The organism is Flavonifractor sp. HCP28S3_F3, assembly GCF_052065355.1.
GTDB lineage: Bacteria > Bacillota > Clostridia > Oscillospirales > Oscillospiraceae > Flavonifractor.
Window position 1 is genome coordinate 41,445 of sequence record NZ_JBQHUF010000007.1, and the last position, 20,273, is coordinate 61,717.

Genomic DNA, 20,273 nt, shown 5'->3' on the forward strand with positions numbered 1-20,273 from the left:
AATAACAAGGCGTGCCGGGCACTGCCCGGCACACCTTATCTGAATCCCTTATTTTACTTATAGGAGGGTAACAATCGTGCGCAATAAAGTAATTTCCGTAGAGGAAGCGGTGAACATGATCCCCGATGGCGCCACCATTATGTATGGCGGCTTCCTGGGCTGCGGCAGCGCCCACCACATCATCGAGGCTCTGGCCCAGAAGGGCACCAAGGACCTGACCATCATCGGCAACGACTGCGGCATGGCCACCGGCCCCAATGGTGAGGAGTTCTACGGCGTAGCCAAGCTGATCCACAACCATCAGGTCAAGCATGTCATCGCCACTCACGTGGGCATGACCCCCGAGGTCGGCACTCAGAACATGGTGGACAAGACCCTGACCGTGGATCTGATCCCCCAGGGCTCCCTGGCTGAGATGATCCGTGCCGGCGGCGCCGGTCTGGGCGGCGTGCTCACTCCCACCGGCGTGGGCACCATCGTGGAGGATTCTCCCTACTGCCTGGGCAAGCAGACCATCGACGGCAAGGAGTATCTGCTGATGAAGCCCCTGCATGCTGACTTCGCCCTGATCGGCGGTCACATGATCGACAAGTTCGGCAACATCTGGTACAAGGGCACCACCCGTAACTTCAACATCGTGATGGCCACCGCCGCTGACGTGGTTATCGCTGAGGCCGACAACCTGGTTGAGGTCGGCGACATCGAGCCCGAGAACGTGGTCACCTCCGGTGCCTTTATTAACTACATCGTGGATGGAGGGAAGCTGTAATGGATAAGTCTGAGATCAAGGGCTTTATTGCCAAGCGTGTCGCCCAGGAGCTGAAGGACGGCGACGTTGTCAACCTGGGTATCGGCCTGCCCACCCTGGTTCCCGCCTATCTGCCTGAGGGGGTTCACGTGATCCTCCAGTCCGAGAACGGCATCATCGGCACCGGCCCCAAGCCCTCCGCCGAGAACGCTGAGCCCAAGTACAAGATCGATGCCGGCGGCTCTCCCGCCTGCGCCGACACCTTCGGCTGCTACATCGACTCCGCCACCTCCTTCGGCTTCATCCGCGGCGGCCACGTCAACGCCACCATCCTGGGCGGCCTGGAAGTGGACGAGGAGGGCTCCCTGTCCAACTGGATCATCCCCGGCAAGAAGATGCCCGGCATGGGCGGCGCTATGGACCTGCTGGTGGGCGCTAAGGAAGTTATCGTTGCCATGGAGCACACCGCCAAGGGCAACCCCAAGATCCTGAAGAAGTGCCGTCTGCCCTACACCGCCGTGCACTGCATCACCAAGATCATCACCGAGATGTGCGTGATCAACGTGACTGACAAGGGCCTGGAGCTGGTGGAGATCAACCCCGAGTTCACCGTCGAGCAGGTGCAGGCCGCTACCGAGGCCACCCTGATCGTCTCTCCCGACCTGAAGCCCATGTGCTAATAATCAAAAAGACCTGCGGCAATCGGGAGCATTCGTAAAACAGTTTCAGTCCCGGCAGTAATGTCTGCCGGGACTGTTCTTGTATAAATTGAAGCCGTATGATATGATTAAACAGACCGATAAACTTGAATAGGTCGAATAGATAATAATTTATGGAGGTTGTAATGGTAAGAATAGCAACTGTAAATGATGCGGAGCAATTAAACATCTTAAACAACGAATTTAATGGTGAGGGCGATACAAGCATAGACAATATTAGAAATTCCCTTATGAATAATAAACAGGAAGTTGTTATCGTTGCTGATGAAGATGATATGTTAGTTGGATTTGTTTGTGTTCAGCTTAAAAAATCGTTCTGCTATGATGAATATATGCCTGAAATTACAGAAGTGTATGTTAAACCAGCATACAGAAAAAGAGGCTTAGCGAGTGAGATGATTACTTTTGCAGAGGCTTATTGCAGTAAGAATTATCCACTTGACAAATATGAACTTCTAACAGGACAAGAAAATCTTGTTGCACAAACTGTATATAATAAACTTGGATATGTAGATGATAATGAACTTCATTTATCAAAAAGAGTGAAGAAGTAAGTCAAATTAAGATTTGTCGAACTGATACTAAGGGCGCACTTCTATACGGGTTAAACCCGTATGTGCGCTCTGCGAGACCGAACAGCTCGGCCCCCTGAATATCTGGGGTGCGTCACTGCGTTCCGTACAAGGGGATCCATCCCTTGCGCCGCTATGCGGCTATCCTTACATGAAAAAAGGCGTGATCACTTTCGTCACGCCTTTTGCCTATTTAACTGTCTTACGAACACCCCGCTAATGCCGCAGGTCTTTTTTTATTTCTGTTTCCTCTCATCCAACCCCAACAAATAATCCACACTGACCCCATAATATTGAGCCAGGGCTATCAGCGTCTGACTGGGAATATCCAAACGTCCGGTCTCATAGCGGGAATAGGTGGCCTGACTGACTCCCAGTATGTTTGCCATTTGCGCCTGGGACAAGTCGTGGTCCTCCCGCAGTTCCGCCAATCGCGGATACATAGGCATCACCCATACTAGCATACATCATGCAAAAACTGCATATTGCATTTTATGCAGAAATTGCATAAAATAGTTTAGGGTGATGATGATGTACAAATATGAAATCGTGGACGGACAGGCGTGCGGCACTTGTGTTCACTACCGACAGCACTATGTCTACCGGGATGGCAGCTATTTGGCCCTCTGGTATGGGCACTGCCATTGTCCACGCCGGAAAATTCGCACGCCTGATCAGGTATGTGCATATTGGGAACCAATTCCCACCTGTAAAACCGAGGGAGGCGCCTGACCGGCGCCTCCCTCATTTGCTTTTATTCCTCTTTGCCCACGAACTTGTGGGCCTCATTCACCGCCCGCTCCACGGCGTTGAGGATGTTCTCGTAGCCGGTGCAGCGGCACAGGTGCCCGGAAATGAGCTTGCGCAGCTCGTCCCGGGTGTACAGCTTGCCGGAACCCACGATCTCCACCGCCGACATGATGATGCCGGGGGTGCAGAAGCCGCACTGGACGGCGGCCTCCTCCACAAAGGCCTTCTGCAGCGGGGTCAGCTCCCCGTTCTCGTTCTGGAGCCCCTCCACAGTGAGGATGGTCTTGCCCTCTGCCCAGACGGACAGGTAGATGCAGGAGTCGATGGCCACCCCATCCACCAGGACGGTACAAGCTCCGCACTCCCCTACCTCGCAGCCCTTCTTTACGCTGGTGAGGCCCAACCGCTGCCGCAGGGTGTCCGCCAGGGATTCCCGGGGGTCGATGCCCACCTCTACCGGCTTATTGTTCACGGTACAGTGCAGAATCTCCATCATACCGCGGCGCCTCCCTTCCGTGCCGCCTCCCGGAGCGCCCGGCCGGACAGCTCCTCCACCAGCTGGAGGCGGAATTCCTTGGACGCCCGCCAGCTGGTGCGGGGGTTCACGTCGCCCAGGGCGGCCTTGCCGATTTTCTCAATGGCCTCGCCGATGGGCAGTCCAGATACCGCCGCTTCGGCGGCAGGCGCCCGCATAGGCACCGGCCCGGCCACGCCAAAGGCCAGCTTGACGGTCTCGGCGGTCTGTTTGTCGGCGCTCAACTTCACCAGGCAGCTCACCCCCAGGGTGGCAATATCCATGGCGTTACGCATGGCGTACTTGATGTAGTGGCCGGTAAAGCCCTCATAGTGTTCCCGGGGAATGACGATCTTCACCAGCAGTTCGTCGTGGGCCAGATCCACCTTACCCACGCCCTTGTACCACTGGGAGATGGGCACTTTCCGCTCCCCTATCGGGCCTCGAACCACCATCACGGCGTCCAGGGCGGTCAGGGTGGAGGCGGAGTCGGCGGAGGTGATGCCGTTGCACACGTTGCCGCCGATGGTGCCCGCCGCCCGCAGCTGAGGCCCACCGGCCATGTCGGTGGCCTCACCCAGCACGGGGATTTTTGCCCGAATCACATCGCTGAAGGTCACGTCCCGGAAGGTGGACAGAGGGCCGATCTCCACATCGCCGTTGTCGGCCAGGGTGATGCCGCTCAGTTCGTCCTTCAGCTCGTGGATGGAGACCAGGGAGCAGCCGGCCAGCTTGCCCTCCCGGATCTTGATCAGAACGTCGGTGCCGCCGGCGATGACCAGGGCGGCGGGGTCAGCCTGAAGGGCCCGGATGGCGTCAGCCACCGAGGTGGCCTGATAGATGGAACCGATATCATACATGACCGATGAGCCCTCCTTTCGTAAATTCCTCCACCAGCTTCTGGGGAGACAGAGGCAGGGTATTCACCGCCACGCCGGTGGCGTTGAGCACCGCGTTGCGGATGGCGGGAGCCACCGGGATGGCCGGAGGCTCGCCCAGAGCCTTGTTGCCAAAGGGCCCGGAAGGGTCATCCGTCTCCACGAACAGGGCGGTGAGGTCGGGGTGATCCATGGAGGTGGGCATCTTGTAGTCCAGCAGATTGCCGTTGAGCAGCCTGCCGGTCTTGGGGTCGAACTTCATGTCCTCGCTGAGGGCGTAGCCCATGCCCATGGACATGCCGCCATGCACCTGGGCCGCCGCCAGAGCGGGGTTTATAAGCTTGCCAGAGTCGTGGACGTTGATCAGCCGCAGCACCTTTACCTTGCCCAGGGGGATATCCACCTCCACCTCGGCAAAGCAGCAACCGAAGGCGAAGGTATTCTCCTTGCAGTGGTTGGTACCCTCGGCGGTGATGTGGACGGAGTGCTCCAGGGAGTAAAAAGCGGTAGTGGCCAGCTCCTCCAGAGAGATAAGCTTCTCCCCTGCCCCGTCGACAATAAACCGCTGGGAAATGGTGAGGTCCTTGGCCTCGGGGAAGAGCTCGGCGGCGTAGGAGAGCAGCTTCTCCCTAAACTCCAGGCCCACCTTCTTGATGGCCTTGCCGGTGACGTAGGTCTGCCGGGAGGCGTAGGCTCCGGTGTCGAAGGGGGCGGTGTCGGTGTCCTGGAAGGAGACGATATGTACGTCCTCGGTGGGGATACCCACGGCCTCAGCGGCCATCTGGGAGAAGACGGTGTCGCCGCCCTGTCCGATCTCGGTGGCGCCCAGGTGGAGCTGAATGGTGCCGTCCTGGTTGAGCACCATCCGGGCGGAGGAGGTTTCCAGGGAAATGGGGTACACGCCGGTCTTGTAGGAGAAGCAGGCCATGCCCACGCCCCGGCGCACCGGGCCGGTCTGATCCTTGTATTTCTCCCGCAGTTCGTCCCAGCCGATGGCCTCTCTGCCTTTCTGGATGCACTCCTTCAGGCCGGTGGAGTGGCAGGTAATGCCGTTGAAGGGATCCACATATCCCAGAGGCATGATGTTCTTCAGCCGCAGCTCAATGGGGTCAAAGCCGAATTGGAGGGCGATGTCCTCCATCATGCACTCCACGGCGAAGTTGCACTGGGGAATGCCGTAGCCCCGCATGGCGCCGGGAGCGGGCCGGTTGGTGTACACGGTGTAGGCGGTGGAGTGGTGGCCGATCCGGTCGGGATAGAGCTGCCGGAAGCCGGTGATGGCATTGGCCACGATGGCGTTGCCGTGGGAGGCGTAGCCGCCCTGGTTGGAGATGGCGGTGCAGGAGCGGGCCATCATGTTCCCGTCCTTGTCCACCGCCGCCGCCACGTCAAAGGAGATGGGGTGGCGGGAGCGGGTATTCTGGAAGGTCTCCTCCCGGCTCACGTCCAGCCGGACACAGCGGCCGCCCACCTGGGTGGTGAGCCAGGCGTTGAGGGGCTCGTACAGCACCTCCTGCTTATTGCCGAAGCCGCCGCCAATGTAGGGCTTGATGACCTGGATATTGCCCCAGCCGATGCCCAGGGCCTGACCGATGACCCGGCGGACGATGTGGGGGATCTGGGTGGAAGTCACCACATGGATGCGTCCAGCCTCCATCCAGGCGAAGGAGACGGGGTTCTCGATGTGGCAGTGCTGCACCTGCTGGGTAGCATAGTGACCCCGGAACTGATGAAACTGGGGGTCGGCCAGCACCTGCTCCACATTTTCATACCGGTCGTCGGCAATAGGGGTGCGCAGATCCATTTTGGCCAAAACATTGTCCGGCCGCTCGGCGTGGATGGCCACGGCGCCCTCGGCCATGGCCTGCTCCGGCTCCAGCATGACGGGGTACTCCTCGTACTCCACCTTAATGAGTTCCAGAGCCCGCTGGGCGGTAATCTCGTCCTCCGCCACAACGGCGGCGATATCCTCTCCGTAGATGCGCACCCGCTGGCTGAGCAGCTTCCGGTCGGCCACATCCTGGTGGCCCTTCTCCACGCTCCAGGGGTGGCCGGGGGTGGGATACTGGATGTCCGGCACGTCAAAGCAGGTCAGCACCTTCACCACTCCGGGCAGAGCCTGGGCGGCGGAGATGTCCATGGATTTGACCCAGCCGTTGGCAATGGTGCTGTGTAAGATCTTGGCCTCCAGCACAGGCCGGGGGCACAGGTCGTCGGTGTATTTGGCGCGGCCGCTCACTTTGTCGGCGGCGTCCACACGGGGGATGCTTCTCCCGACTTCCATAAAACGCACCTCCTTTATATACTTTCAGTATAACCTACCGGCGGCAAAAAGGAAAGAGCGGGTTTTTCTTGATTTCCGCCGCTCTTGTGATATCATGAAGGTAAGTATTTCGCTGTAAAAGGAGGTCGTTTCCATGATCGATCTGACCATGAACCGGGAGGCGCTGGCGCGCAACATCCAGAAGGCCAGAGAAAATAAGGTGGTGCTCCCCACCTTTGAAAACATGAAGCATCCGGAGACCGTGCCGGAGAAGATGAAGGAGCGGCTCAAGGGCGTAGGCCTGTGGGACGTGGATCCGGCCAACCTGTTCCGCATCACCTGGAAGAACCAGCCCACCCTGTCCGGCGGCCTGTACCAGGCGGTGCCCAACTACATCGAGCTGCCTCCCGCCCTCACCGGCGTGCCCGCCCGCATCGTGGCTCTGGTGGGCAAGTGGTTCCCCACCGGCTGCCACAAGGTGGGCGCCTCCATCGGTTGCCTGCTGCCCCGGCTGGTCACCGGCCAGTTTGACGCCACCTACCACCGGGCGGTGTGGCCCTCCACCGGCAACTACTGCCGGGGCGGCGCCTTCAACTCCAAGCTGCTGGGGGTAAAATCCGTGGCCATTCTGCCCGCCGGCATGAGCCGGGAGCGGTTTGAGTGGCTCAGCCAGATCGCCGGGGAGGTCATCGCCACCCCGGGCTGCGAGTCCAACGTGAAGGAGATCTTTGATAAGACCTGGGAGCTGCGGCAGGAGCCCGACTGCATGATCTTCAATCAGTTTGAGGAGATGGGCAACCACCTGTGGCACTATCAGGTCACCGGCTCCGCCATTGCCGAGACCTTTGAGGCCATCAAACGCCCCGGCGACAAGCTGGCGGGCGCCTGCTTTACCTCCGGCTCCGCCGGCACCATTGGCTGCGGGGACTACCTGAAGGAGGTATATCCCCAGATGAAGCTGGCGGTTGGCGAGGCGCTCCAGTGCCCCACCATCCTGGAGAACGGCTTCGGCGACCACCGGATCGAGGGCATCGGCGACAAGCATATCCCCTGGATCCACAATGTAAAGAACACCGATATGGTCATCGCCATTGACGACGAGGACTCTCAGCGGCTGCTGCGGCTGTTCAACGATCCCGCCGGCCTGGCCTATCTGAAGGAGGCGGGCGTACCGGAGGAGACTTTGGAGCAGCTCTCCCTGCTGGGCATTTCCGGCATCGCCAACGTGCTGTGCTGCGTGAAGCTGGCCAAGTACTATGAGCTCACCGAGCGGGATGTGGTGTTCACCGTCCTTACCGACTCCGCCGACATGTACCGCTCCCGCATTGCCGAGCTGGAGGAGGAGCACGGCGCTTACTCCGACAAGGCCGCCGCGGTGGATCACGCCCTCCACCTGCTGGGCCTGCGCACCGACTCCATGGCGGAGCTGAACTACTACGACCGCAAGCGCATCCATAACCTGAAGTACTACACCTGGGTGGAGCAGCAGGGCAAGGACATGCACGACCTGAACGACCTGTGGTACGACGAGGACAAGACCTGGAAGGGCATCCACGGCCAGGCCGCCGATCTGGACGAACTGATCAACGCCTTCAACGAGGAGACGGGCGTACTCAAGAGCCTGTAAAAGGAGGTTCCTCCATGAAATATGTCCTGGGCGCCAAGTGCGTCAAATGCGGGAAGGAATATCCCGCCGTCCCCAACCTCACCACCTGCGCCTGTGGGGGCATTCTGGACATCCAATACGACTACGCCGCCATTCGCCGGGACTTCTCTCCCCGGGAGCTGGAACAGAACACCGACTGGTCCATGTGGCGGTACCGGCCCTTCCTGCCCGTGGAAGAGACCACCGCACCGCCTCCTCTGCGGGTGGGTTGGTCTCCTCTCTATGAGGCCAGCCGGCTGGCCAAGGAGCTGGGGCTGAAAAAGCTGTATGTCAAGGATGACGGACTGAACCCCACCGCCTCTCTCAAAGACCGGGCGTCTGCCATGGCGGTGGCCAAGGCAAAGGAGGCAGGGGCACGCACCATCGCCTGCTCCTCCACCGGCAACGCCGCCTCCTCCCTGGCGGGCAACGCCGCCGCCGCGGGATTTGAGACCTACATCTTCGTCCCCAGCCGGGCACCCAAGGGTAAGGTGGCGCAGCTGCGCATCTTCGGGGCTACCGTTATCAGCGTGGACGGCTCCTATGAGGACACCTTTGAGCTGAGCAAGGCCGCCATCGACCGCTGGGGCTGGTACAACCGCAACGCCGCCATCAACCCCTACCTGTCGGAGGGCAAAAAGACGGTGACCCTGGAGATTATGGAGCAGCTCCACTGGCAGGTACCCGACTTCATTGCTCTGTCGGTTGGAGACGGCTGCACTATCGCCGGAGCCTGGAAGGGGCTGAAGGATCTCCACTCCGCCGGATTCATCGACCGCCTGCCCCGGCTTATCGCCGTCCAGGCGGAGGGCTGCTGCCCCCTGAACCGGGCTATCCAGACCGGCAAGCCCTGGGAGCCCATGGAGGAGAACACCCTGGCCGATTCTATCGCCGTGGGGGTGCCCCGGAACCCGGACAAGGCCCTCAACGCCATCCGGGAGTCCAACGGCGTGGCGGTAAACGTGTCTGACGACGAGATTCTGGCCGCCATGCGGCTGCTGGGCCGCACTCAGGGCGTGTTTGGGGAGCCTGCCGGAGTCACCGGCACCGCCGGAGTAAAAAAGGCCCTGGAGCTGGGGCTGATTTCGCCCGACTCTACGGTGGTGAGCATCGTCACCGGCAACGGCCTGAAGGACGTGGCCAACGGCATCAAGGCCGCCGGAGAGCCCATGTTGGTAAAGCCGGACATGGACGCCCTGCTGGAGGCCTTTGCCGCCCATCATATTACACCAACGGAAAGGAATTGACACCATGAACGTACGCGCCGCCAAGGTAGGCGTCTGGTTCTACATGCTGTTTACGCTGGCCAGCTTCGTCACTACCATCATTTTCTACATCTCCACCACCGGTATGGGAACCATTGCCATCGCCGGTCTGCCCCTGTGGATGGCCTATACCGTGTTTTCGGTCATCAAGAGCATTGCCGACCTCATCGGTCCCCAGCAGCGGGTTGCCAACTTTACCCGGATGCTGGATCGGTGGGAGGACGCCTTTGAGAGCCGGGGCAAAGCCCTGCTGCTGCTGTTCTTCATGACCATGGCGGTGGGCGCCATCAAGCTGGCGGTGCCTGTGATCCTGGTTCAGTTCTGAGCAGATAAGGAGGCAGTTTCTATGTCTATCCTCATTCAAAATGGCACCCTGCTCTGCCCCGAGGGGCCGGTAAAGGCCGACCTGCGGGTGGATGGGGAGCGCATTGCGGAGATCGGCCCCAACCTCCCCGTGGGGGACAGTCAGGTCATCGACGCCGCCGGCAAGCTGGTTTTCCCCGGCTTTATCGACACCCACACCCACTTTGAGATGAACAAGGGCACCATTCGGGAGACCGCCGACAACTGGGAGAGCGGCACCAAAGCCGCTCTGGCCGGCGGCACCACCTGCGTGCTGGACTTTGCCGAGACCCAGCGGGGGGCCTCCCTCCAGTCGGCCCTGGAGGAGTGGCACAGCCGGGCCGACGGCCACGCCTCCTGCCACTACGGCTTCCACATGACCATCAAGGACTGGGATCCCCGGATTTTGGCCGAGATCCCCCAGATGACCGCCCAGGGCGTCACCTCCTACAAGGTCTACCTGGCCTACGCCAACATCCGGGTGCCCGACGGCGTGGCCTATGAGGTCATCAAGGCCGTGGGCAAAGAGGGGGGCATTGTGGGCTGCCACTGCGAGAACGGCGACCTGATCGACGCCGCCATCGCCGAGCTGAAAGCCGCCGGCAAGCTGACCCCTGCCAGCCATCCCCTGTCTCACACCGCCGTCATGGAGGCGGAGGCGGTCTCCCGCTGGCTGGCCCTGGCCGAGCAGGCGGGCTACCCAGTGAATGTGGTACACCTGTCCACTCAGCGCGGCCTGGAGGCCGCCCGGCAGGCCCGGGCCCGGGGCCAGAAGGTCTATCTGGAGTCCTGCCCCCAGTACTTCACCATGACCGAGGAGAAGTATCATCTGCCCGGGTTTGAGAGCGCCAAGTACGTCTGCGCCCCTCCCCTGCGGCCCCAGTCCGACGTGGACGCCCTGTGGGAGGCCCTGGAGAACGGCGAGATCGACACCATCGGCACCGACCACTGCTCCTTTAACTATGAGCCCACCAAGATGCTGGGCAAGGACGACTTCTCCGCCATCCCCGGCGGCATCCCGGGCACCGAGCATCGGCCCGCCCTGATGTACACCTATGGCGTCCGCTCCGGCCGCATCACTCCCCATCAGATGATGCTGGCTCTGGCCCAGCACCCCGCCCAGCTCTTCGGCATGTTCCCCCAGAAGGGCGCTTTGCAGGTGGGCAGCGACGCCGATATCGTAATTTTTGATCCCGTTTATACCTGGCGTATTACCGCTGAGAACCAGTATCAGCGGGTGGACTATACCCCCTATGAGGGCATGGAGATGGCAGGCCGCACCGACACCGTGCTGCTGGACGGCCAGGTGGCCGTGGAGGGCGGCAAGGTGGTGGCCGAGGGCCTGGGCCGATACGTCCACCGGGGACCCAGCCAGTTCTGGCGTTGAGGGTCGGCGGGGTTCTGCTGGCCTCCGGCCAGGGCAGGCGGTTTGGCTCCAACAAGCTGCTGGCGGAAGTGGAAGGCATTCCCCTCTACCGCCGGGCCATGGACACCCTGGCGGGTGCGGGGCTGCACCGGCTGGCGGTGTGCTCCCCCTACCCCGAGATCCTGGCGGCTGGGGAAAACTCCGGCTTTCTCCCTCTGCGCAACGAGCATGCCGCGGAAGGCATATCCGCCTCCGTCCGGCTGGGTCTGTCCGCCATGGAGGACCTGGACGGAGTGCTGTTTGCCGTGTGCGACCAGCCCTATCTGACCACAGAAAGTATTATAAATCTGATAAATTCCTTTCAGGAATTAAAAACCGCCATCTGCGCCTTGTCCTGGCAGGGTCAGCGAGGCAATCCGGTGATTTTTCCCCGGGATCTGTTCGGGGAGTTGGCCGCCCTCACGGGGGACGTGGGAGGCGGTGCGGTGATTCGCCGCCATCCGGACAGACTGCTTTTGGTGGAGGCGTTTTCCACATGGGAGCTGTCCGATGTGGATAAACCTGAGGATTTACCATGAACAAACCCCCGGGCGGCCATTGGGCCGCCCGGGGGTTTCCACTATGTCAGGGGGAAGGTCTCGCCAAGGAAGGTGACGGAGGCGATGTCCTCCAGGTCCATGGGAGTCTCAAAGCTCCACAGGCCGCAGCTCGTGTCCGTCCCATTGACACGCCGGTTCATGTAATTCAGGGGCACGCCGATGGTCTCTCCCGACCGGTCGGTGATCCAGAGGGTAAACCAGTCCACGTCCTCGCTTTGGAAAAAGACGGCGATGTTCATTCCGGAGACCTCTACCCGGTCCACATACACCCCGTCCTCCAGGGTGCGGTCCACCTGGACCACCTTCTGTTCCGCCGCCTCGATCTCCAGAGGCAGGGTCCACTCCCCTTCGATGGCCTGCTCCGGACCCCGATAGGGGCCGTACACCTGGATATACGCCAGGTCGGCCGGGTCGAAGTCCTCCACCACCAGGCAGTCCATGCCGCCCTCCACCTCAGCGGCCTGGATATTGGCCAGAGGCGTCCCGTCAGCGCCGCAGGGTCTGGCCAAGAGCATGCCGGTAATGCCCTCGGCAAATGCCAGGCGGATGTGGAAGTTTCCTTCTTCATCAAAGCCCACGGAGGAGATGCGCACCACGTCGGTATCCGGACTGGTCTGGGGGTTCTGTTCCGCCTTCAGCACCACGTCCCCGTCCTCCGTGGTCTCGGTCTCCAGGGGTTTCTCCGGCACTTCCGCCGGAAAGCGGCTGTCCCAGAGCATGTAGGAGGACGGGTCGATTTTTTCCACCACCAGTTCCAGAGGCTGGCTGGTGTCGATGCCCGTGGCGCTGACCTCCATCAGCAGAGTATTGCTGTCGGCGTCATAGGAGACAATCCGGCTGCCTGTGCTCATCCCACCCAGGTTGGTCCCTTCCAGACTGGCTGTCACCGTGGTGTGGTCGGCGTTGAAACGGCCCCCTTCCTCGTCGGTGATGGTATAGAAGATCTGGGCGGTATAGCCGTCGCTGACGGCGCTCACCAGCTCCAGCCGGACGCCCTGATCGCTGGCGGTGCCCTCCATTTCCTGAGCAAAGGGGGCGTAGGGCCCCAGGTACTCCGCCAGGATGTTCCACATGGACGGCCCCGCCGCTACCGCTGTCACCATCAGGGCGGCGCACAGGGCCAGGGCTACCACGGCCCGGCGGCCGGGCCGGCGGCGGGCGGGAGCCTCCTGGGCCGCCTCCAGTTTGTCGGTCAAGTCCTTCAGCTGGGCCGGGGTGGGGCCAACGGCCTCCAGGGCCCGGCGGATGTCTGTTCCGTTAAAACTCATAGGTTCCCTCCTCAGTCAGCATGTCCCGCAGCAATCCTCTGGCCCGAAAGAGCCAGGTGCGGACGGTGGCCTCCTTCTTTCCCAAAATGTCCGCCACCTCCGCCGTGGTGTACCCCTCACAATAGTGGAGGCACACCGGCACCCGGTATTTTTCCGGCAGGGCCAGCACCGCCTCCAGGGCTTCATTGTGCTCCGGCGGGGCGGCCTGGGCGGCGCCCTCCTCCAGAGGCAGCTCCCGCCGCCGCCAGGGGCGGCGGTGCAGGCTGTTGGCGCAGTTGGCCGCCGCGTGGAGGAGCCAGGCCCGCAGATGGTCCTCTCCATTCAGCTCGGGCGCGCGGCGGAGCAGGCGGAGAAAAACCTCCTGCATCACGTCCTCCGCGTCCTCCGGGCTGCCCGTCCGGGCATAGGCCAGGCGGTACACCGCCGGAGCGTGGCGGTTCACCAGCTCCTCCAGCTCCTGTCTGGTATAGGCCATGGGCCTCCCTCCTTTCTCTGTCTATTACACCACGCAGCGGTGCTCTTTGTTTCACCTCGGGCAAAAAAATTCCGCCGAAATACGGCGGAATTTTTTCCTACTTACTTAAAAAGCGGAGCTGGTTGACTACGGCGGGGTGCAGGTACGCTCTCTTCTCGTCCAGCAGGGCCAGGATGCGCCGCCGCTGCTCCTCCCCCAGGGGAGTATAGCTGCGGTTATAGGTATAAATCCAGGCCACCAGCTCCAGGCGGCAGGCCTGATCCAGCTTTTCGTACCCGCCCCCCAGCAGGGTCAGGGCATAGGTCAGCCGATCCCACTTTCCAGTACGGAACAATAGGACAGCACACTTCAGCCTGGTGTTTTCCACCTGGGATGCCTGCAGGATGGCAAATACCCGGTCCTGGTCGAAGTCCCTGTGCTTGCTCAGCAGCAGGGCCGCCGTTTTGACCACCCCCGGCTGGTCGGTGGCCAGCTGTTCGGTGACAGCCCCGGTCCAACGCTCCGGGTCCAGCCCCATGAGGGCCGTCATGGCCGCCCGCACCACAGCGGGCTGTGGATGGGTTAAAAAGTTCCCAATTACCTGGCAATCCTCCGGGTTTCCCGTCTCTCCAAGGCCCAAAATGGCTACGGCGGGCCGGACAGACAGACGATCCAGATAGAATTGGCGCAAGGGAAATTCCTTGTCAGTCTGAACCACCACCTCACCGGCCGCCGCCCGTACCCGGCCGCTCTTGTCCATCAGCAGGACAACAGCCTGCCGGAATAGATCCTCCGCTCCGTGCTCCGCCAGGTATTCCAGAGCCAGCACCCGGTTGGGCGGGTACTTATCCCCCAGGAAACGCCGGCTTAGCTCCATCCCATCGGCCCCCAGATCCAGCAGGGTCTGATAGAGCAGCTTGCGCAGGAAGGGGTCGGGCTCTTTTTTTACCCGCTCGGTCAGATATGGCAAATCTACCGTTCCAAGGTCTGGCAGCAGAGAGATGCACAGCCGCCGGGCCCGCACGTCTTCGTTCTCCAGTCCCAGCGGGGGCAGGTCGGGATCCCGTTGGAACGCCTGGAAAAAGAGGGGCAATATATTGTCTATCTGACATCGGCTGCTCCGCCGCAGCTTTTCCAGAATGGGCAGGGCGGCGGCAATCTCCGCCCCATTGGCAATGTCCAGCAGGTGTGTCAGGCTCTCCAGTGCCGCCTGCCGCACCTGGGCCACCCAGTCGTTGCACCGCAGCAGCACGGCGGGCAGAGCCTCAGGATCGGTTCCCAGGGCAGCCACCGCCTGTTCCCGGATGTAGCCGTTGGGGTGGAAGGTGGAAAACACCAGCACTGCCCGACAGGCCTCCGGGGACAGGTTTCGGGCAAACAGATCCTCCAAGCGCAGGGCGCGCCAGTCGATGCTCCACTCCATGGAGGTGGTCTCCCGCATCCGTAGGTCCATGGCCACCAGACCGTCGGCTTTCAGCCCCGCCAATATCTGTGCCAGCGTCTGGGCGGCGGCCGCCTTCTGCCTGTCCGTGCCCTGGGCTAGGGCGCAGTACACCCAGGGCACAAAGGCCAGCTCTCCTGCCTGCACATGTCCGATATACTCCGCCAGATAGTCTCCGTACGTCTTCTTTCGATGGAACAGCAAAGCCGTCACCTGCCCTTCTGCTCCTATGATACCACAGGACGCCGGAAGGTCAACGGGCAAGGGGAACAGCTTCTCCCAGGAGGGTAACGGAGGCGATGTCCTCCAGCTCCACCGGCGTCTCATAGCGCCAGATGGCCGTCCCCTCCCCGCCCCAGTTCCAGCCGGAGAAGGAGTCCCAGGCGGAGACCTCCCCCGATGCCGTCTCCACCCGGAGATCTTCGACGGAAAGGGCGTCCTCCCCTCCGGTGTAGGTGACCACCGCCCCCAGGGCGGAGAGCTGCACCTGGGTCACGGTCACGCCGAAGCGTTTTAAGGAGAAGTCCGTCCCGGTGCTCCGTGTCCCGGCGGCAACGGGGTCCAGAGTAAGGGTCCAGGCCCCCTGGATAGGCTCCAGGGGGCCGGTATAGCTGGTGATCAGCCAAATCTTCTCCACCTGGTCCCAGTTCTCCCGGGTGATCCCCTCCAGCCGCAGGTCCTGACCGTCGGACAGATAGGACACCTGCTCCGCCTCGTTGAACCAGGTGGAACCGTCGGAGAAGGTTACAAAGACGGCGGATTGGGCGGACAGTCCGTATCCCTCCGCCAGCTTTACCCGCAGGTGGAAATTGTTTTCCCCATCAAAGCCCATGCTGGTGGAAAAGCCGGGCAGTTCCTCATAGGTTTGGAAGGTTTCCAGTCTATCCTCCAGCTCCGGCTCCACGGAGACCTGATAGGAGTTAGGCGTGAGGGTGCCGTCGGACAGGGTGAGCTTCTCCCCCGTCAGATTCATGGTCTCCAGCTCCAGCAGCAGGGTGTCGGTCTCCCCGTCGAAGGCCACCGCCGACCCGCCCCAGCTCCCGGCACCCTCCAGGTCAAAGGTTACCGAGGTGTGCCCGTCCAGCCGCCCCCCCACCCGGTCGTGGGCGGTGAGGTAGAACCGGGCGGAGGCTCCGTCGGACAACACTCCCACCACCTCCAGCTCCACTCCGGCGCTGGCGCTGCTGCCGGTGAGGGGAACCAGCCAGGCTCCGAAAGGCCCCATGTGCTGGGTCAGGGCGCTCCACACCGACGGTCCCGCCGCCACTGCCGTCACCGCCAGGGCCGCACACAGGGCCAGAGCCACTATGGCTCGACGGCCAAAACGCTTTCCAGGCTTTCCTCCAGCCTCTTCCCTGGTCAGCGCTTCCAGCCGGGCCATGGCCTCCCGGCTGGGCTCCAGGGCGTCCATCTCCCGCTTATACTCCGTGCGAAACATCTTCGTCCTCCTTCATCCATTCCCGTAGCAGGGCACGTGCCCGGAACAGCCGGGACTTTACCGCGCCCTCACTCTTGCCCAGGATGGCGGCAATCTCCGCCACACTCAGGTCCTCATAATAGTACAGATGCACCGCCGTACGGTACTTTGGGGGTAAGGCCAGCACCGCCTCCACCACGCCACCCGGCTCCGGCCCCTCTGGGGCGGACAGCGTTTCAGAAAGCGGCTCCTCTCTCCGCCGCCAGGGCGCGCGGAACAGGTCGTTGGCGCAGTTGGCCACCACCCGCAACAGCCAGGCCTTGGCGTGCTCCCGGTCGGCAAAGTCCGGCCTTACCTTCAGCAGGCGGACAAAGACCTCCTGCATCACGTCCTCCGCGTCGGCCCGGCTCCCCGTCCGGGCGAAGGCCAGGTGATACACCGCCGGGCCGTACTGCCGGGCCAGCCAGTCCGGCTCTTTCCATGGCTCCACGGACGCTCCCTCCTTTCTGCCTTATACACGGTCAAAGTGGGGAAAAGGTTTCAAAAAAGAAAAAGGGGCCGCCGGGCAATGCCCGGCGGCCTTCCGTTTTATGCTTTCCGCAGTTTGAATTCCACTTTCACCCGGCCGCCGCACACCATACCCAGCTCCGCGGCTGCGTGGGACAGGTCATACTCCTGCTGGGCGTGCTCCACTCCGGCCTGCCACAGGGACAGGGCGTCCTGCCTGGCCTGGTACTCCACCGCGCCGCCGCCGATGGTACCGGCGCAGGTGCCGTCGGGCCGCACCAGCATCCAGGTGCCCACGCCACGGGGGGCGGAGCCGTGCTTCTCCACGATGGTGCACAGCACCCCCGGCCCCTCCGGGGGCTTGACCGCGTCGGGGCCACGCTTGGCCCGCTGATCCACCAGCTGGGCGGCGATGGACACGGCGATCTCCGCCGGGGTCTGGCCCCCGATCTTCAGGCCGATGGGGGCGTACACCCCGTCCAGGGTTTCCCGGGAAAAGCCCTCGTCCTCCAGGGCCTTCCGCACAGCGGCCACCTTGGTCTTACTGCCGATCATGCCCACATAGGCGTATTTGCCCCGAAGGATATGCTCCAGGCAATCCTTGTCAAAGGCGTGGCCCCGGGTGAGAATGGCATAAAAGTCATCCTCCCGGCTGCCCAACTGATCCAAAGCCTTCAGGAAGGGCATGCACAGCACCTGGCTGGCCATGGGGAAGCGCTCCTGGTTGGCAAATTCCTCCCGGTCGTCAATAACAATGAGCTCAAATTCCAGCCGGGCGGCAATGTGGGCCAGCTCCAGGGATACATGGCCGCCGCCGCACAAAATCAGTCGTTCCACAGGCCGCTCCTCCTTCCGAAGTACAAAAGCCCCTCCAGCACGCCGCCGCCGATGGCACGGGCCTTGTCGGAGACGGTGAAGCAGTGGCGCACCTCACACCGGGGGTCGATGTCTCCCGCCTTCATACCCTCCGTCACCGGGATCCCGGCGGGGAGCATCCCCCGCACCACACCGGTGAGCTGGGCGGTGACGGGGACACCGTTGACTTTGGCCACCACATCTCCCAGCTCCACCTGCTGGCCGATGTCCGCTACCGGCTCAAAGGGACCGTCGGCGGGGGCGCGGATGATCCGCTCCTTGGTATAGCCCCCCACGTCACCGGGCACGCCGGTGTTGGGGATGGCGGAGCCCGCCAGGATCAGCCGGCCCAGGTCGTGGCCTCGCTTGGTCTCGATGACGCCGTGGCAGTCCACGCCGGCGGTAAAGCCGGGGCCCAGGGCCAGGACGATGGGGGCGTCGGTCAGGCTTGTCCCCAGGTTGCGCTTGGCCAGGATGGCGTCCACCACCGCGTCAAAATGCAGTTCTTTCAGGATCACGGCCTCCGGGTCACACAGCACGGGGATCTCCCCCGCCGCCAGGATGGCCTGGGCCTCCGCCCCATCGGCGGCCCGCCGGGCGGTGATGCCCTCTACCTCCGTCACGCCGTCGTACATGCACTGGCAGAAGGCCACCGTCCGCCGCACCGCCGTGGGCTGGTCGATATCCGTCATCACGATCTGGAATCCCGCCCGATACAGCCGCACTGCCGTACCGGTGGCCAGATCTCCCGCCCCTTTAATCAAAACAAGCATGCTCCGCCCCGCTCCTTTTCTTCGTAGTGGGTCACGATACTGTAAATACCCTGTTTGGCCAGAATGTCCTGAATTTCCTTTCCCCAGGCTTGGCGCTCCGGGGTATCCGCCTTGTTCAGCAGGCAGCGGAACGCCATGTCCTCTGTGACTCCCTTCCGGCTCCCCAGTGGGCTGGACAATACCGCCGCCACGTCGGCTGGGGTGAGGATATGGTCTTCTTCCACTCCCAGCAGGGCGCACACCCGCTGGGGCCGGTGGCAGATCTCCCCCACCGGCTTGCCCAGGCAGTCCAGGCCTGCCGCGGCAATTACCGCCGCCGCCCCGGTTGGGATTACCGGCTCATGGTCCGCCGGAGCTTTCAGAGGCCGCAGCCGGGCTCCGTCCGCCTCCACCAGCACCAGGTCGGCCCATTGGAGACAGGCCTCCGGCCGCCCGGCCTCGGACAGCTTGTCCGGCTGAAAGAATTTCCCCAAAGTCACCGCCGGATGCCGCTCCAGCAGGGCGGGCAGCTCCTCCATGTGGTCGATGAGTGGAAGCTTGGGGTGGGGCATGATGTGGGTGGTGGTGGTGACCACCACCCGCTTGCCCGCCTCTACGCCCTCCTTGGTCAGGGCGTAGAGGGTGGAGGTCTTGCCTCCCGCCCCCACCAGGGCCACCAGCCGGTGGGTGTTCATATCCAGCTTCAGCTTTTCCCAGATGCCCATTCTCAGCCCCCCAGGGTGTGCTCCACCAGAATTTTAATTCCGATTCCAATCAGTACCAGGCCGCCCACCAGCTCCGCCCGCTGCTGAAACAGGGAGCCCAGCCGCCGGCCCGCCAGGCCGCCCACCACGGACAGCACAAAGGCCACGATACCGATGATGATGGAGGAAAACAGAACGTCCACCTTCATAAAGGCCATGGACACGCCCACCGCCAGGGCGTCAATACTGGTGGCGATAGCCAGCAGGCACAGCCGCTTGGCACTCAGGTCGGAGGGAGCCTCCTCCTCGTCACCGCCCCGGATGGCGCCCCAGGCCATGCGCCCGCCGATGAGGGCCAGCAGGCCGAAGGCCACCCAGTGATCCACCGCCTCTATGTAAGCGCTGACGCTGCTGCCCAGCAGCCAGCCTGCCAGGGGCATGGCAAACTGGAAGGTGCCGAACCACAATCCCATCTTCACCGCCTGCTTCCAGCCAAAGCCGGGGATGGCGATACCGCTGGACACCGACACGGCGAAGGCGTCCAGGGCCAGACTCACCGCGATGAGGAAGATTTCTACCACACACAATCACCTGCGCAAACGAAAAGTTAGCTGCACTTAAAAAATATTATAGCACACGGGCCCCAAATATGCTATAACAAGATAGATACTTGGAAGGAGGGTACGCCGTGACGGAACGGGAACAGTATATGACCCAGGCCCTGGAGCTGGCCCGGGAGGCTATGGCCGAGGGTGAGGTCCCGGTGGGCTGCGTCATCGTGAAGGACGGCGTGGTGGTGGGCAAGGGCCGCAACCGGCGGGAGACCTGCCACACCGCTCTGGGCCATGCGGAGATCGAGGCCATTGCCATGGCCTGTCAGACGCTGGGGGGCTGGCGGCTGAAGGACTGCACCCTGTACGTCACTCTGGAGCCCTGCCCCATGTGCGCCGGTGCTATCGTTAACGCCCGCATCCCGGTGGTGTGCTACGGGGCCAAGGACGACAAGGCGGGCTGCTGCGGATCGGTGCTCAACCTGTTTGAGGAGCGGTTCAACCACAAGCCCCGGATCTACGGCGGCGTGCTGGAAGCGGAGTGTGGAAAGATCCTCCAGGATTTTTTTGAGGATCTGCGGTAATTTAATGATTTTGTAACAAAACACCCCTAGTTTTTGTAACAAACCCTTGTTACCATAATACCTGCAAGAGACAAAGCTT

General features: G+C 62.2%; 22 protein-coding genes. 9 read left to right on the forward strand and 13 right to left on the reverse strand.

Annotation, left to right across the window (positions count from 1 at the left end; all coding sequences use genetic code 11):
* Positions 1 to 76: 76 nt before the first annotated feature.
* The 3 genes from ACTNB1_RS08125 (at position 77) to ACTNB1_RS08135 (ending at position 2,021) form a co-directional block, all read left to right on the forward strand.
* Positions 77 to 769: a CoA transferase subunit A gene (locus ACTNB1_RS08125; RefSeq protein ID WP_441168746.1), complete on the forward strand. Its 693-nt coding sequence runs from the start codon at positions 77 to 79 to the stop codon at positions 767 to 769.
* Positions 769 to 1,428, forward strand: a complete 660-nt coding sequence (locus ACTNB1_RS08130; protein WP_441168747.1) for a 3-oxoacid CoA-transferase subunit B — start codon at positions 769 to 771, stop codon at positions 1,426 to 1,428. Before ACTNB1_RS08125 ends, ACTNB1_RS08130 begins: the two co-directional genes overlap by 1 nt.
* A gap of 164 nt (positions 1,429 to 1,592) precedes the next feature.
* A complete protein-coding gene (locus ACTNB1_RS08135) occupies positions 1,593 to 2,021 on the forward strand; it encodes a GNAT family N-acetyltransferase (protein ID WP_029172350.1) in 429 nt (142 codons plus the stop codon).
* Positions 2,022 to 2,275: 254 nt separating this feature from the next.
* Here ACTNB1_RS08135 and ACTNB1_RS08140 read toward each other — a convergent pair whose 3' ends face one another.
* The 4 genes from ACTNB1_RS08140 to xdhA form a co-directional block, all read right to left on the reverse strand.
* Positions 2,276 to 2,482, reverse strand: coding sequence for a helix-turn-helix domain-containing protein (locus ACTNB1_RS08140; protein WP_441168748.1), 207 nt, complete (start codon positions 2,480 to 2,482; stop codon positions 2,276 to 2,278).
* 311 nt (positions 2,483 to 2,793) lie between these two features.
* On the reverse strand, positions 2,794 to 3,285 hold the full coding sequence (gene xdhC / locus ACTNB1_RS08145) for a xanthine dehydrogenase subunit XdhC (RefSeq protein ID WP_441168749.1): 492 nt from the start codon (positions 3,283 to 3,285) through the stop codon (positions 2,794 to 2,796).
* A complete protein-coding gene (xdhB, locus tag ACTNB1_RS08150; protein WP_441168750.1) occupies positions 3,282 to 4,163 on the reverse strand; it encodes a xanthine dehydrogenase subunit XdhB in 882 nt (293 codons plus the stop codon). The genes xdhC and xdhB overlap by 4 nt, the downstream gene beginning before the upstream one ends.
* Positions 4,156 to 6,465 carry a xanthine dehydrogenase subunit XdhA gene (xdhA, locus tag ACTNB1_RS08155; protein ID WP_441168751.1) on the reverse strand — a complete coding sequence of 770 codons (2,310 nt, stop codon included), beginning with the start codon at positions 6,463 to 6,465 and terminating at the stop codon, positions 4,156 to 4,158. Before xdhA ends, xdhB begins: the two co-directional genes overlap by 8 nt.
* Before the next feature lie 133 nt (positions 6,466 to 6,598).
* On the opposite strand from xdhA, the gene ACTNB1_RS08160 reads away from it, so the two are divergent.
* From ACTNB1_RS08160 to ACTNB1_RS08180, 5 genes are read left to right on the forward strand one after another with little or no spacing between them, the layout of a single operon-like run.
* Positions 6,599 to 8,071: a pyridoxal-phosphate dependent enzyme gene (locus ACTNB1_RS08160; RefSeq protein ID WP_441168752.1), complete on the forward strand. Its 1,473-nt coding sequence runs from the start codon at positions 6,599 to 6,601 to the stop codon at positions 8,069 to 8,071.
* Positions 8,072 to 8,085: 14 nt separating this feature from the next.
* On the forward strand, positions 8,086 to 9,336 hold the full coding sequence (locus tag ACTNB1_RS08165; protein ID WP_441168753.1) for a threonine synthase: 1,251 nt from the start codon (positions 8,086 to 8,088) through the stop codon (positions 9,334 to 9,336).
* A gap of 4 nt (positions 9,337 to 9,340) precedes the next feature.
* On the forward strand, positions 9,341 to 9,679 hold the full coding sequence (locus tag ACTNB1_RS08170; RefSeq protein ID WP_441168754.1) for a hypothetical protein: 339 nt from the start codon (positions 9,341 to 9,343) through the stop codon (positions 9,677 to 9,679).
* A 21-nt stretch (positions 9,680 to 9,700) separates the two neighbouring features.
* Positions 9,701 to 11,083, forward strand: a complete 1,383-nt coding sequence (gene hydA, locus ACTNB1_RS08175; RefSeq protein WP_441168755.1) for a dihydropyrimidinase — start codon at positions 9,701 to 9,703, stop codon at positions 11,081 to 11,083.
* Complete coding sequence (locus tag ACTNB1_RS08180; protein WP_441168756.1) at positions 11,080 to 11,640, forward strand: nucleotidyltransferase family protein; 561 nt, start codon at positions 11,080 to 11,082, stop codon at positions 11,638 to 11,640. The genes hydA and ACTNB1_RS08180 overlap by 4 nt, the downstream gene beginning before the upstream one ends.
* A 41-nt stretch (positions 11,641 to 11,681) precedes the next feature.
* Here the strand turns inward: ACTNB1_RS08180 and ACTNB1_RS08185 are convergent, their stop codons facing one another.
* The 9 genes from ACTNB1_RS08185 to ACTNB1_RS08225 all read right to left on the reverse strand — a co-directional run bounded on the left by ACTNB1_RS08185 (position 11,682) and on the right by ACTNB1_RS08225 (position 19,646).
* Positions 11,682 to 12,929: a DUF4179 domain-containing protein gene (locus tag ACTNB1_RS08185; RefSeq protein ID WP_441168757.1), complete on the reverse strand. Its 1,248-nt coding sequence runs from the start codon at positions 12,927 to 12,929 to the stop codon at positions 11,682 to 11,684.
* Entirely contained in the window at positions 12,919 to 13,404 is a 486-nt protein-coding gene (locus ACTNB1_RS08190; protein ID WP_441168758.1) for an RNA polymerase sigma factor, read from the reverse strand. Before ACTNB1_RS08190 ends, ACTNB1_RS08185 begins: the two co-directional genes overlap by 11 nt.
* A 97-nt stretch (positions 13,405 to 13,501) precedes the next feature.
* Positions 13,502 to 15,028 (reverse strand): hypothetical protein, encoded by a 1,527-nt coding sequence (locus ACTNB1_RS08195; RefSeq protein ID WP_441168759.1) that lies wholly within the window; start codon positions 15,026 to 15,028, stop codon positions 13,502 to 13,504.
* Positions 15,029 to 15,077: 49 nt separating this feature from the next.
* A complete protein-coding gene (locus ACTNB1_RS08200; RefSeq protein ID WP_441168760.1) occupies positions 15,078 to 16,262 on the reverse strand; it encodes a hypothetical protein in 1,185 nt (394 codons plus the stop codon).
* Positions 16,243 to 16,731, reverse strand: a complete 489-nt coding sequence (locus ACTNB1_RS08205) for an RNA polymerase sigma factor (RefSeq protein WP_441168761.1) — start codon at positions 16,729 to 16,731, stop codon at positions 16,243 to 16,245. Before ACTNB1_RS08205 ends, ACTNB1_RS08200 begins: the two co-directional genes overlap by 20 nt.
* Before the next feature lie 98 nt (positions 16,732 to 16,829).
* The gene (locus tag ACTNB1_RS08210) at positions 16,830 to 17,585 is read right to left on the reverse strand and encodes an XdhC family protein (protein WP_441168762.1); all 756 of its coding nucleotides are present in this window, start codon (positions 17,583 to 17,585) and stop codon (positions 16,830 to 16,832) included.
* Complete coding sequence (gene yqeB, locus ACTNB1_RS08215; RefSeq protein ID WP_441168763.1) at positions 17,573 to 18,376, reverse strand: selenium-dependent molybdenum cofactor biosynthesis protein YqeB; 804 nt, start codon at positions 18,374 to 18,376, stop codon at positions 17,573 to 17,575. Before yqeB ends, ACTNB1_RS08210 begins: the two co-directional genes overlap by 13 nt.
* Positions 18,364 to 19,080: a selenium cofactor biosynthesis protein YqeC gene (yqeC, locus tag ACTNB1_RS08220; protein ID WP_441168764.1), complete on the reverse strand. Its 717-nt coding sequence runs from the start codon at positions 19,078 to 19,080 to the stop codon at positions 18,364 to 18,366. Before yqeC ends, yqeB begins: the two co-directional genes overlap by 13 nt.
* A gap of 2 nt (positions 19,081 to 19,082) precedes the next feature.
* Complete coding sequence (locus ACTNB1_RS08225; RefSeq protein WP_441168765.1) at positions 19,083 to 19,646, reverse strand: manganese efflux pump MntP; 564 nt, start codon at positions 19,644 to 19,646, stop codon at positions 19,083 to 19,085.
* A gap of 101 nt (positions 19,647 to 19,747) precedes the next feature.
* Here ACTNB1_RS08225 and ACTNB1_RS08230 point away from each other — a divergent pair, with 101 nt between their 5' ends.
* Entirely contained in the window at positions 19,748 to 20,194 is a 447-nt protein-coding gene (locus tag ACTNB1_RS08230) for a nucleoside deaminase (RefSeq protein ID WP_441168766.1), read from the forward strand.
* Positions 20,195 to 20,273: the final 79 nt, after the last annotated feature.

Coding starts and splice junctions, on each gene's coding strand:
- ACTNB1_RS08130 (WP_441168747.1), top strand. CDS start 769: ATGGATAAGTCTGAGATCAAGGGCTTTATTGCCAAGCGTGTCGCCCAG.
- ACTNB1_RS08135 (WP_029172350.1), top strand. CDS start 1,593: ATGGTAAGAATAGCAACTGTAAATGATGCGGAGCAATTAAACATCTTA.
- ACTNB1_RS08140 (WP_441168748.1), bottom strand. CDS start 2,482: ATGTATCCGCGATTGGCGGAACTGCGGGAGGACCACGACTTGTCCCAG.
- xdhC (WP_441168749.1), bottom strand. CDS start 3,285: ATGATGGAGATTCTGCACTGTACCGTGAACAATAAGCCGGTAGAGGTG.
- xdhB (WP_441168750.1), bottom strand. CDS start 4,163: ATGTATGATATCGGTTCCATCTATCAGGCCACCTCGGTGGCTGACGCC.
- xdhA (WP_441168751.1), bottom strand. CDS start 6,465: ATGGAAGTCGGGAGAAGCATCCCCCGTGTGGACGCCGCCGACAAAGTG.
- ACTNB1_RS08160 (WP_441168752.1), top strand. CDS start 6,599: ATGATCGATCTGACCATGAACCGGGAGGCGCTGGCGCGCAACATCCAG.
- ACTNB1_RS08165 (WP_441168753.1), top strand. CDS start 8,086: ATGAAATATGTCCTGGGCGCCAAGTGCGTCAAATGCGGGAAGGAATAT.
- ACTNB1_RS08170 (WP_441168754.1), top strand. CDS start 9,341: ATGAACGTACGCGCCGCCAAGGTAGGCGTCTGGTTCTACATGCTGTTT.
- hydA (WP_441168755.1), top strand. CDS start 9,701: ATGTCTATCCTCATTCAAAATGGCACCCTGCTCTGCCCCGAGGGGCCG.
- ACTNB1_RS08185 (WP_441168757.1), bottom strand. CDS start 12,929: ATGAGTTTTAACGGAACAGACATCCGCCGGGCCCTGGAGGCCGTTGGC.
- ACTNB1_RS08190 (WP_441168758.1), bottom strand. CDS start 13,404: ATGGCCTATACCAGACAGGAGCTGGAGGAGCTGGTGAACCGCCACGCT.
- ACTNB1_RS08200 (WP_441168760.1), bottom strand. CDS start 16,262: ATGTTTCGCACGGAGTATAAGCGGGAGATGGACGCCCTGGAGCCCAGC.
- yqeB (WP_441168763.1), bottom strand. CDS start 18,376: ATGCTTGTTTTGATTAAAGGGGCGGGAGATCTGGCCACCGGTACGGCA.
- yqeC (WP_441168764.1), bottom strand. CDS start 19,080: ATGGGCATCTGGGAAAAGCTGAAGCTGGATATGAACACCCACCGGCTG.